The sequence below is a fragment of the Citrobacter sp. RHBSTW-00944 genome (assembly GCF_013615435.1).
In the GTDB taxonomy this organism is placed as follows: domain Bacteria; phylum Pseudomonadota; class Gammaproteobacteria; order Enterobacterales; family Enterobacteriaceae; genus Citrobacter; species Citrobacter braakii.
This window is the reverse complement of record NZ_CP055418.1, coordinates 4,052,652-4,064,625: the sequence shown is the minus strand read 5'-3', so window position 1 is coordinate 4,064,625 and position 11,974 is coordinate 4,052,652. Positions and strand designations below refer to the sequence as shown.

The window sequence follows — 11,974 nt, the reverse complement described above, 5'->3', positions numbered from 1 at the left end:
TCGGTACGCACTTCGTACCTGTCTCTTGCACCGACCTGCGCGGATGCGCAGGTTTTTTTTCGGACTGTATTTACCTGTTTACCTGTCGCGCCCATTCCCCAACTCGTATACTCTCCCACCATTAATGTTTCTATAATTAATGGCACAGGGAGTTGAGATGCTATTTGGCTTTTTTCGTAATCTGTTTCGCGTGCTTTTCCGCGTTCGCGTCACGGGCAATGTCAGCGCGCTACAGGGAGAACGCGTTCTAATCACTCCCAACCATGTCTCATTTATAGACGGCATCCTGCTGGCGCTATTTTTACCGATTCGTCCCGTCTTCGCCGTTTACACCTCGATCAGCCAGCAATGGTATATGCGCTGGCTAACCCCGCTGATTGACTTCGTGCCGTTAGACCCAACTAAACCGATGTCGATTAAGCATCTGGTCCGTCTGGTCGAGCAGGGCCGTCCGGTGGTGATTTTTCCCGAAGGACGCATTTCGACCACCGGTTCGTTGATGAAAATATATGACGGTGCCGGGTTTGTCGCCGCGAAGTCGGGAGCGACGGTCGTTCCTGTCCGCATTGAGGGGGCAGAGCTTTCCCACTTCAGCCGCCTGAAAGGTCTGGTTAAACAGCGATTCTTCCCGCGTATCCAACTGCACATTCTACCGCCGACTCAAATGTCAATGCCGGAAGCCCCGCGAGCTCGCGATCGCCGCAAAATCGCCGGTGAAATGCTACATCAAATTATGATGGAAGCTCGCATGGCGGTACGCCCGCGTGAAACGCTATACGAGTCGCTGCTGGCGGCAAAATACCGTTTTGGCGCGGGCAAAAACTGCATTGAAGATGTTAACTTTACGCCGGACAGCTACCGCAAACTGCTGACTAAGACGCTCTTTGTGGCCCGTATTCTGGAAAAATACAGCGCCGAAGGTGAAAAAATCGGCCTGATGCTGCCAAATGCGGGGATCAGCGCGGCGGTCATTTTTGGTGCCATTGCGCGTCGACGCATTCCGGCCATGATGAACTACACGGCGGGCGTGAAAGGGTTAACCAGCGCCATTACTGCGTCTGAAATCAAAACGATCTTCACTTCCCGACAGTTTCTCGATAAAGGCAAACTCTGGCATCTACCGGAACAGCTCACCCAGGTACGCTGGGTTTATCTGGAAGATTTAAAAGCCGATGTGACGTTGAGCGATAAGCTGTGGATTTTCTCACATCTGCTGGCACCGCATCTGGCGCAGGTGAAACAGCAGCCGGAAGAGGCTGCGGTGATCCTCTTTACGTCTGGTTCGGAAGGCCATCCGAAAGGCGTGGTCCACAGCCACAAGAGTATTCTGGCGAACGTTGAGCAGATTAAAACGATTGCCGATTTCACCGCCGATGACCGCTTTATGTCGGCACTGCCGCTGTTCCACTCCTTTGGCCTGACGGTGGGATTATTCACGCCGCTACTGACCGGTGCGGAAGTGTTTCTTTATCCCAGCCCGCTGCATTACCGCATTGTGCCGGAGCTGGTATACGACCGGAACTGCACCGTGTTGTTTGGTACTTCAACGTTCCTCGGCAACTATGCGCGTTTCGCGCATCCGTACGATTTCCACCGCCTGCGCTATGTGGTGGCAGGCGCGGAAAAACTGCAAGACAGCACAAAGCAGCTATGGCAGGAGAAATTTGGCCTGCGTGTCCTTGAAGGCTATGGCGTGACGGAATGTGCGCCGGTTGTGTCGATCAATGTGCCGATGGCGGCAAAATCAGGAACGGTAGGGCGCATCTTGCCTGGCATGGATGCCCGACTGCTGGCTGTTCCGGGTATTGAGGACGGTGGGCGTTTACAACTGAAAGGCCCGAATATTATGAGCGGCTATTTGCGCGTCGAAAAACCTGGCGTGCTGAAAGTGCCGACGGCAGAAAATGCGCAGGGTGAGATTGAGCGCGGCTGGTATGACACCGGAGACATCGTCCGCTTTGATGAAAACGGCTTTGTACAGATCCAGGGGCGCGCCAAGCGTTTTGCTAAAATTGCCGGAGAGATGGTCTCGCTGGAAATGGTTGAGCAACTGGCATTGGCGGTATCTGCAGACAAAATGCACGCCACGGCGATCAAGAGCGATGCCAGCAAAGGTGAGGCGCTGGTGCTGTTCACTACCGACAGCGAACTCACGCGTGAAAAACTACAGCAGTATGCGCGAGCGCATGGCGTGCCTGAACTTGCCGTGCCGCGTGATATTCGCCACCTGAAGCAACTCCCATTACTCGGCAGCGGTAAGCCGGATTTTGTTACGCTGAAAAGCTGGGTCGATGAGCCGGAAAAACAACATGATTGAGTCAGCGCACACTAACACTTCAATCTGGTCCAAAGGGATGATGTCCGTCATCGCCGCGCAGTTTCTGTCGGCGTTTGGCGATAACGCACTGCTGTTCGCCACGCTGGCGCTGCTGAAGGAAGAATTTTATCCGGACTGGAGCCAGCCAATCCTGCAAATGGTGTTTGTGGGCGCTTACATCCTGTTTGCACCATTTGTTGGACAGGTGGCGGATAGCTTTGCCAAAGGCAGAGTGATGATGTTCGCGAACGCCCTGAAACTGCTGGGCGCGGCGAGTATTTGCTTCGGCATTAATCCGTTTCTCGGGTATACGCTGGTGGGGATTGGCGCGGCCGCGTACTCACCGGCCAAGTATGGCATTCTCGGTGAATTGACCACCGGTGACAAACTGGTGAAAGCCAACGGCCTGATGGAAGCCTCCACTATCGCCGCGATTTTGCTCGGTTCTGTCGCTGGTGGCGTTCTGGCCGACTGGCATGTGATTGCCGCGCTTTCTGCCTGTGCGCTGGCCTATGCTGGCGCCGTGGTGGCTAACCTGTACATCCCGAAACTGGCCGCGGCTCGTCCTGGCCAATCCTGGCATCTGGGGAAAATGACGCGCAGTTTCTTCTGCGCCGCTTCTTCGCTGTGGCGCAACGGTGAAACACGTTTTTCGTTGGTCGGAACCAGCCTTTTTTGGGGCGCGGGCGTCACGCTGCGTTTTCTGCTGGTGCTGTGGGTTCCGGTGGCGCTCGGCATCACCGATAACGCTACGCCGACCTACCTCAATGCTATGGTAGCGATTGGGATTGTCGTAGGCGCGGGAGTGGCAGCGAAGCTGGTGACGCTGGAAACCGTGTCGCGCTGTATGCCAGCGGGGATCCTGATTGGCGTCGTGGTGCTGATTTTCTCACTTCAGCATGCGCTGCTTCCGGCTTACGCGTTGCTGATGCTTATCGGCGTGTCAGGTGGCTTCTTTGTGGTACCGCTGAATGCGTTGCTGCAGGAGCGGGGCAAGAAAAGCGTCGGTGCGGGTAATGCGATCGCGGTGCAAAACCTGGGCGAAAACAGCGCGATGCTGCTGATGCTTGGGATTTACTCACTGGCAGTGCTGGTGGGGATCCCGGCGGTAGCGATTGGTATTGGATTCGGTGCGCTGTTTGCGCTGGCGATTGCGGCGCTGTGGATTTGGCAGCGCCGCCAGCCTGGTACGAGATGAATGAACAATGAATGTGCCGGATGGCAGCGTCGCCTTATCTGGCCTACAGAGAGCAGCAATTTGTAGGTCTGATAAGCGTAGCGCCATCAGGCACTAACCGTCACGGTGCAGGATAGGTATACACCTGATGCACCGCTTCAATCTCTGCCAGTACTTCTTCGCTCAACTCCAGATGCAGGCTTTCAACGTTGGTTTTTAGCTGCTCCATCGTCGTGGCTCCCAGCAGGGTGCTGGCGACAAACGGCTGACGACGCACGAATGCCAGCGCCATTTGCGCAGGATCCAGATTATGGCGTTTCGCGATATCCACATAGGCCGCAACGGCTTTTTGCGTTTGCTCGCCGCTGTAACGCGTGAAACGGCTAAACAGCGTATTGCGTGCACCGGCTGGCTTCGCGCCGTTCAGGTATTTACCGGTTAATGTACCGAAGCCAAGGCAAGAGTAGGCCAGCAGTTCAACGCCTTCATACTGGCTCACTTCCGCCAGTCCAACCTCATAGCTGCGATTCAGCAGGCTGTAGGGGTTCTGGATGGTGGCGATGCGCGGCAGATCGTGTTTGTCCGCCAGGTGCAGGTAGCGCATCACGCCAAACGCGGTTTCATTGGACACGCCGATGTAGCGAATTTTCCCCGCGCGCTGAAACTCTGCCAGCGCGTCCAGCGTATCCAGCAGCGAAACGACTGGCGCAGAGTCCGTCCAGCTGTAGCCTAACTTACCAAAGCAGTTGGTCGGGCGCTGCGGCCAGTGAACCTGATACAGATCCAGGTAATCGGTTTGCAGTCTTTTCAGGCTGTCGTGCAGCGCTTCACGAATATTTTTACGGTCCAGCGCCTGATTCGGTCGAATACCGCTGTCGTTGTTACGTGAAGGCCCACTGACCTTAGAAGCAACGATTAGCTTTTCACGGCTGCCGTGTTTGGCGAGCCAGTTACCTACGTAGGTTTCGGTGAGACCCTGGGTTTCAGGACGCGGCGGTACCGGATACATCTCGGCAACGTCGATCAAATTTATGCCTTGTTCTACGGCATAATCGAGCTGTGCATGTGCGTCGGCTTCGCTGTTTTGTTCACCAAACGTCATTGTGCCCAGCCCCAGTGTACTGACTTCAAGCGAGCTGTGGGGTATACGGTGATATTGCATAGCCGTTTCCTTTTTATAATCACGACATAAGGATTATAAAAATGGCTGAGGGAAGAGAAAAAGGGAAGTAAAATTGTTAAGGCCAGCGCGCTGCTGACCTCAACCATCAGCGTTCAATGATTTGAGACACATCATCGCGATTAATCTGCATCGCATTGCCTTGCTGGTCGTGATAGCTCACCAGACCGGTATCATCGTCAATTTCTGGTTTTCCATCGGTCAGGATCATTCGACCATCTTTTGTCGCCATAACATAATCACTGCTGCATCCGGAAACGGCAAAAGCCAGTCCTACGGCGGAAATCAAAACTGCCCATTTTTTCATCTGCTTATCCTCACATGGCCTGCATCTGACAATAGTTTAGTAATAACGCGAAGTTGTGCATGGCGAAAGCAGTAAAATCTTAAACTGTGAGAAGAGGTAGGTGTGGCGCGCATTCGCTCCCCGTGCGGGGAGCGATGGATTTCATCAGAGCGGATTTTTTTTATTACGCCACAGGTTCAGGGTCTCTACCGCAATAGAGAAGAACATGGCGAAATAGATATATCCTTTCGGAACGTGGACGTCGAAACTTTCCAGAATTAGCGTGAAACCGACCAGAATCAGGAACGAGAGTGCCAGCATTTTTACCGAAGGATGGCGATCGACAAAATCGCCAATCGGGCGTGCAGCAAACATCATCACACCCACGGCAATCACCACTGCCGCCATCATGATAAACAGATGATCGGACAAGCCTACCGCAGTAATCACGGAATCCAGGCTGAAGATAATGTCTAACAACATGATCTGCACAATCGCGCCCAGAAAAGAGGAAACGCGGGTTTTCAGCCCCTCTTCCTCACCTTCAATGGATTCGTGGATCTCCTTACTGGCTTTCCAGATCAGGAACAATCCCCCGAGTAGAAGGATCAAGTCGCGCGCTGATATTGCCTCGCCAAACACTTCGAATAGCGGGTTTGTCAGACGCGTTACCCAGGCGATAGAGGCCAGCAGTGCCAGACGCATGATCATCGCCGCCGCAAGCCCAATACGTCGGGCATGATTGCGTTGCGCTGTCGGGAGTTTGGCTACAACCAGAGAGAGGAAAATAATATTGTCGATCCCAAGAACGATCTCCAGCAGCGTCAGCGTACCGAGCGCAAGCCAGGCGTTAGGATCGGTTATCCATGCAAATAACATCGAACAAAGTCCTGCCAAAAAAAAGAAGCGGTAATTATAGGCCCGTAACGCGGCGGGTGAAAGACCGGACGGTGCCTATTGCGCCTGGAACAAGAAATGTCGCTCAAGCAATGCGCGCGTGAAGTTCTTTTTCAAGTAAAAACCGCGTGGTAGGGTCAGGATGGGTTCGCCATGGGCGCCAATTGCCTCGGTAAGCGCTCGGGCGTTGGCGGCTTTAGGACGCAGCTGTAGCACTTCCCCATGGCGGGCAGTGATGCGTTCGACGTGGCCTAACACTATCATGTCCATCAACTCTTCCCAGTCCAGACGCAATTGCCGGTCTTCTTCTTCATTCGGGCTCCACAGCAGGGGAGAACCGACGCGGCGCTCCGCCAGCGGGATGCTACGTTCGCCTTCTACCGGGATCCACAGAACGCGTTTAAGTTTGTGCCGCACATGGCTGGTTTCCCAGGTAACGCCGGTATTGCCGGTTAACGGTGCCACGCACACAAAGGTGGTTTCCAGCGGTCTGCCAAGGCTATCCACTGGGATTGTTTTCAGCTCCACGCCCAGCGCCGCAAAATCCTGCTCCGGTTTGCTGCCCGCACTGGCGCCGAGCCAGATTTCCAGTAGCACGCCAATCCAGCCTTTATCGCGCTTGAGATCCTTGGGGGCGACGAGTCCCGCCATTGCCGCCAACTCTCCCAGCGCGTAGCCCGAAAGCAGCTGTGCCTGGCTCAACAACTGGGCTTCAGATTCAGGGGGAGAAAGCAGCGGATGGAGTTCTGACATCGGGTTAACCCTTAGGTGAAAAAATGAGCAAAGATTTTATACCGTGTGGACAGAGTTTATCTTTTTCCACATGCTTTATTCAATTCTATGATTTATATTGGTTTTTAGATTCACATACGCAGAGTTGCGCAACAGCGAAGCGGGTTTTCCAATTCTGGTCACTGACAATGAACAGGATCTTACACCATGTTATCCACAGAAAGATGGGATAACTGTGAAAAACCCCCACTACTGTTTCAATTTACAGCCTTGACGTGCGACGAAAATCGAATTTTCACACAAATTGTGCCTAACTTATTGGCATAATCTGTGGATAAAACCAACGCTGGTCGATCTTTCATCAGCCTAAAGATCGTGTGCGTGATATACGTCACATTTCTATGGGTTTATTTGCGCTTAACGGTTTTAACTTAATGAATATAGAGGACTATTTTTGATATGTGACGAATGTCTTATTCGGACTGTTCTGGGTTTTCCCATAGTAATTCCGTACTTCTTCACAACTATATCCACAGAAAAGGTGAATAAAATCGCCTTGCTTGCCCTTCTTCTGTTTATAACTCCGCCCTTAGCTGTGAGTTATTCAATTGTTATTAGAGTATCGCGCCCTTAACAGAGTGGTTTACCGCCTCTCTGGAGTGTGAAACAATCGTTTGTATATAAGGTTTATATTGAGGTAGTCCGGTGATTGATGACGATGGCTACCGCCCGAATGTAGGGATAGTAATTTGTAACCGCCAGGGGCAGGTCATGTGGGCCCGGCGATTTGGTCAGCACTCCTGGCAATTCCCGCAAGGTGGGATAAATGCAGGAGAGACAGCAGAGCAGGCGATGTACCGGGAACTCTTTGAAGAAGTGGGTCTCAGTCGTAAAGATGTACGGATCCTTGCTTCTACTCGTAACTGGTTGCGTTACAAGTTACCGAAACGTTTGGTGCGTTGGGACACGAAGCCGGTTTGTATCGGCCAGAAACAAAAATGGTTTCTTCTGCAATTGGTCAGCAGCGATGCTGAAATCAATATGCAAACCAGCAGTACACCTGAGTTCGACGGCTGGCGCTGGGTGAGTTACTGGTATCCGGTTCGACAGGTGGTGTCATTTAAACGCGATGTCTATCGCAGGGTGATGAAAGAATTCGCAAGTGTTGTCATGGCGCTTCAGGAAAGCACTCCTAAGCCGCAAAGCGCACCTGCGTACAGACGTAAAAGAGGTTAAGCTACGCAAATTATGCTCACCCGCCTGCGCGAAATAGTCGAAAAGGTGGCCAGTGCTCCGCGTCTGAATGAAGCGCTGAATATTCTGGTTACCGACATCTGTCTTGCGATGGATACAGAGGTCTGTTCGGTTTATTTGGCCGATCACGATCGACGTTGTTATTACCTCATGGCGACCCGGGGACTGAAGAAACCGCGTGGTCGTACTGTCGCACTCGCGTTTGATGAAGGTATCGTTGGCCTGGTTGGCAGGCTGGCGGAACCTATCAACCTCGCCGATGCGCAAAAACATCCCAGCTTTAAATACATCCCTTCGGTAAAAGAAGAGCGCTTTCGTGCGTTCTTAGGCGTACCAATCATTCAGCGCCGTCAGCTGTTAGGTGTGCTGGTGGTCCAGCAGCGCGAATTGCGCCAGTACGATGAAAGTGAAGAGTCTTTCCTCGTCACGCTCGCCACGCAAATGGCGGCTATTCTTTCGCAGTCGCAGCTAAACGCACTGTTCGGCCAATACCGGCAAACGCGCATCCGCGCATTGCCCGCCGCCCCTGGCGTGGCAATAGCCGAAGGCTGGCAGGATGCGACGCTGCCGCTGATGGAGCAGGTCTATCAGGCTTCAACGCTGGATCCGGCGCTTGAGCGCGAGCGGCTCACCGGTGCGCTGGAAGAGGCGGCGAATGAATTCCGCCGCTACAGCAAACGCTTTACCGCCGGGGCGCAAAAAGAAACGGCGGCGATTTTTGATCTCTACTCACACTTGCTTTCCGATACTCGTCTGCGCCGTGAGCTGTTTGCGGAAGTGGATAACGGTTCGGTGGCCGAGTGGGCCGTTAAAACGATCATTGAAAAGTTTGCCGAACAGTTTGCCGCGCTGAGTGATAACTACCTCAAAGAGCGGGCCGGAGATTTACGCGCGCTGGGCCAGCGTCTGCTGTTCCATCTTGACGACTCGATCCAGGGGCCGAATACCTGGCCGGAACGCTTTGTGCTGGTGGCGGATGAGCTTTCCGCCACCACGCTGGCGGAACTTCCTCAGGACCGCTTAGTCGGTGTGGTTGTCCGGGACGGCGCGGCCAACTCTCATGCGGCTATTATGGTTCGTGCGCTGGGTATCCCTACCGTCATGGGGGCCGATATCCAGCCATCGGTGTTACACCGCCGTACGCTGGTAGTGGACGGTTATCGCGGTGAACTGCTGGTCGATCCAGAACCGGTATTGATCCAGGAATACCAGCGTCTTATCAGTGAAGAAATAGAACTGAGCCGCCTGGCGGAAGATGACGTCAACCAGCCAGCACAGTTGAAAAGCGGCGAGCGCGTGAAGGTGATGCTCAATGCTGGCCTCAGCCCGGAGCATGAAGAGAAGCTGGGGAGCCGGATCGACGGCATTGGCCTGTATCGCACCGAAATCCCGTTCATGCTGCAAAGCGGTTTTCCTTCGGAAGAAGAACAGGTTGCGCAGTATCAGGGCATGCTGCAAATGTTTAACGACAAGCCGGTGACTCTGCGTACGCTGGATGTCGGCGCCGATAAACAACTGCCCTACATGCCGATCAGTGAAGAGAACCCGTGCCTTGGCTGGCGTGGCATTCGCATAACGCTCGATCAGCCGGAGATCTTTTTGATCCAGGTTCGGGCCATGCTGCGTGCCAACGCGGCAACCGGCAACCTGAGCATTTTGCTGCCGATGGTCACCAGCATTGATGAAGTGGACGAAGCGCGACGTTTGATTGAACGCGCCGGACGCGAAGTGGAAGAGATGATCGGCTACGCGATCCCAAAACCGCGCATTGGCATCATGCTGGAAGTTCCGTCGATGGTGTTTATGCTGCCGCATCTGATAAACCGGATAGACTTTATCTCGGTCGGAACCAACGATCTCACCCAGTACATTTTGGCTGTCGATCGTAACAATACGCGGGTAGCCAGCATTTATGACAGCCTGCATCCGGGTATGTTACGTGTGCTGGCGATGATTGCGCAGGAAGCCGAAAGAAGCGGTATCGATTTGCGATTGTGCGGTGAAATGGCGGGCGACCCGATGTGCGTGGCCATTCTGATCGGCCTGGGTTTTCGCCATTTGTCGATGAACGGTCGTTCCGTGGCTCGCGTTAAATATCTGCTGCGCCATATCGATTTTGATGAGGCGCAAACGCTGGCGCAACGCAGTCTGGAAGCGCAGATGGCGACAGAAGTACGCCATCAGGTGGCGGCTTTTATGGAACGCCGTGGCATGGGGGGACTGATTCGCGGGGGATTGTGAATCGAGGGCTGGTAACAGTAGGTATACATATCTTTTAACTGTAATCGGCATCCGCTGCGATCCCCATGTGCTATCATTCGCACCTTTGGAGCGCCTGCATTATGCAGGCGCGCTTATCAATTGCTGTCTGACTTCAGCGAAATAACAAGAACTTGTGGTGACAGATGACCAGTAGCTATCTGCATTTTCCGGATTTCGATCCGGTCATTTTCTCAATCGGACCCGTCGCGCTTCACTGGTACGGCTTAATGTATTTGGTGGGGTTTATTTTTGCGATGTGGCTGGCGACGCGCCGTGCTAATCGTCCGGGCAGTGGCTGGACCAAAAATGAAGTAGAAAATCTACTGTATGCGGGCTTCCTCGGGGTTTTCCTCGGAGGACGTATTGGTTACGTACTGTTCTATAACTTCCCGTTATTCCTCGATAATCCGCTGTATCTGTTCCGCGTTTGGGACGGCGGGATGTCCTTCCACGGTGGGCTGATTGGTGTGATCCTGGTGATGATTATCTTCGCCAAACGCACCAAGCGTTCGTTCTTCCAGGTTTCTGATTTCATTGCCCCGCTGATTCCGTTTGGTCTGGGCGCAGGGCGTCTGGGCAACTTTATCAACGGTGAGCTGTGGGGACGCGTTGATCCGAACTTCAAGTACGCCATGCTGTTCCCGGGCTCCCGTACCGAAGACATTTTACTGCTGCAAACTAACCCGCAATGGCAGTCTATTTTTGATACCTACGGCTCGCTGCCGCGCCATGCCTCACAGCTTTATGAGATGGCGCTGGAAGGCGTTGTGTTGTTTATCATTCTTAATCTGTACATTCGTAAACCGCGCCCGATGGGTTCGGTATCCGGTCTGTTCCTGATTGGTTATGGCGCGTTTCGTATTATCGTTGAATTCTTCCGCCAGCCGGATGCACAGTTTACCGGCACCTGGGTACAGTACATTAGCATGGGACAGATCCTCTCAATCCCGATGATTGTCGCAGGCATTATTATGATGGTTTGGGCGTACCGCCGCAGCCCACAGCAACACGTTTCCTGAGGAACCATGAAACAGTATTTAGAACTGATGCAAAAAGTGCTGGATGAAGGCACACAGAAAAACGACCGTACCGGAACCGGAACGCTTTCCATTTTTGGTCATCAGATGCGTTTTAATCTGCAGGAAGGGTTCCCGCTGGTTACGACTAAACGCTGTCATTTACGCTCGATCATTCATGAACTGCTGTGGTTTTTGCAGGGCGACACCAACGTTGCCTACCTGCATGAAAACAACGTCTCAATCTGGGACGAATGGGCGGATGAAAACGGTAATCTGGGCCCGGTTTATGGCAAACAGTGGCGTGCGTGGCCTACGCCAGACGGTCGTCATATTGACCAGATCACCACGGTGTTAAACCAGCTCAAAAATGACCCGGACTCTCGCCGAATTATCGTTTCTGCATGGAACGTCGGTGAGCTGGATAAAATGGCGCTGGCGCCGTGCCACGCGTTCTTCCAGTTTTACGTGGCGGATGGCAAGCTCTCCTGCCAGCTGTATCAGCGTTCGTGCGATGTGTTCCTCGGTTTGCCGTTTAACATTGCCAGCTACGCCTTGCTGGTACACATGATGGCGCAGCAGTGCGATCTGGAAGTGGGTGATTTTGTCTGGACCGGTGGCGACACGCACCTGTACAGCAATCATATGGATCAAACGCATCTGCAGCTTAGCCGCGAACCGCGCGCGCTGCCGAAGCTGGTCATCAAACGTAAGCCTGAATCTATCTTTGACTATCGCTTCGAAGATTTCGAAATTGAAGGCTACGATCCGCATCCTGGTATTAAAGCGCCAGTGGCTATCTAATCGGCTTCATGCTGTCACAACCGACGCCCGTGTGCGTCGGTTTTTTTGT

The 11,974-nt window shown here is 53.3% G+C and carries 10 protein-coding genes; 6 read left to right on the top strand and 4 right to left on the bottom strand.

Features of this window, described 5'->3' with window-relative positions:
* Nucleotides 1-157: 157 nt before the first annotated feature.
* Both aas and lplT read left to right on the top strand, forming a co-directional pair.
* The gene (gene aas, locus HV334_RS19680) at nucleotides 158-2,317 is read left to right on the top strand and encodes a bifunctional acyl-ACP--phospholipid O-acyltransferase/long-chain-fatty-acid--ACP ligase (RefSeq protein WP_181220811.1); all 2,160 of its coding nucleotides are present in this window, start codon (nucleotides 158-160) and stop codon (nucleotides 2,315-2,317) included.
* Nucleotides 2,310-3,515 (top strand): lysophospholipid transporter LplT, encoded by a 1,206-nt coding sequence (lplT, locus tag HV334_RS19675; protein ID WP_181220810.1) that lies wholly within the window; start codon nucleotides 2,310-2,312, stop codon nucleotides 3,513-3,515. Before aas ends, lplT begins: the two co-directional genes overlap by 8 nt.
* Before the next feature lie 100 nt (nucleotides 3,516-3,615).
* On the opposite strand, the gene HV334_RS19670 is transcribed toward lplT, so the two are convergent.
* The 4 genes from HV334_RS19670 to mutH all read right to left on the bottom strand — a co-directional run bounded on the left by HV334_RS19670 (nucleotide 3,616) and on the right by mutH (nucleotide 6,610).
* Nucleotides 3,616-4,656, bottom strand: coding sequence for an NADP(H)-dependent aldo-keto reductase (locus HV334_RS19670; RefSeq protein ID WP_046276130.1), 1,041 nt, complete (start codon nucleotides 4,654-4,656; stop codon nucleotides 3,616-3,618).
* Nucleotides 4,657-4,762: 106 nt separating this feature from the next.
* A complete protein-coding gene (gene ygdR / locus HV334_RS19665) occupies nucleotides 4,763-4,981 on the bottom strand; it encodes a lipoprotein YgdR (protein WP_000758660.1) in 219 nt (72 codons plus the stop codon).
* 144 nt (nucleotides 4,982-5,125) lie between these two features.
* On the bottom strand, nucleotides 5,126-5,839 hold the full coding sequence (locus HV334_RS19660) for a TerC family protein (RefSeq protein WP_016154277.1): 714 nt from the start codon (nucleotides 5,837-5,839) through the stop codon (nucleotides 5,126-5,128).
* Nucleotides 5,840-5,914: 75 nt separating this feature from the next.
* Complete coding sequence (gene mutH / locus HV334_RS19655; RefSeq protein ID WP_016157380.1) at nucleotides 5,915-6,610, bottom strand: DNA mismatch repair endonuclease MutH; 696 nt, start codon at nucleotides 6,608-6,610, stop codon at nucleotides 5,915-5,917.
* A 684-nt stretch (nucleotides 6,611-7,294) separates the two neighbouring features.
* Here mutH and rppH point away from each other — a divergent pair.
* The 4 genes from rppH (at nucleotide 7,295) to thyA (ending at nucleotide 11,925) form a co-directional block, all read left to right on the top strand.
* On the top strand, nucleotides 7,295-7,825 hold the full coding sequence (gene rppH, locus HV334_RS19650) for an RNA pyrophosphohydrolase (protein ID WP_003825602.1): 531 nt from the start codon (nucleotides 7,295-7,297) through the stop codon (nucleotides 7,823-7,825).
* 12 nt (nucleotides 7,826-7,837) lie between these two features.
* On the top strand, nucleotides 7,838-10,084 hold the full coding sequence (gene ptsP / locus HV334_RS19645; protein WP_016154275.1) for a phosphoenolpyruvate--protein phosphotransferase: 2,247 nt from the start codon (nucleotides 7,838-7,840) through the stop codon (nucleotides 10,082-10,084).
* 164 nt (nucleotides 10,085-10,248) lie between these two features.
* Nucleotides 10,249-11,124, top strand: a complete 876-nt coding sequence (gene lgt / locus HV334_RS19640; protein ID WP_003825606.1) for a prolipoprotein diacylglyceryl transferase — start codon at nucleotides 10,249-10,251, stop codon at nucleotides 11,122-11,124.
* Nucleotides 11,125-11,130: 6 nt separating this feature from the next.
* Nucleotides 11,131-11,925, top strand: coding sequence for a thymidylate synthase (gene thyA, locus HV334_RS19635; RefSeq protein WP_003033990.1), 795 nt, complete (start codon nucleotides 11,131-11,133; stop codon nucleotides 11,923-11,925).
* Nucleotides 11,926-11,974 lie beyond the last annotated feature (49 nt).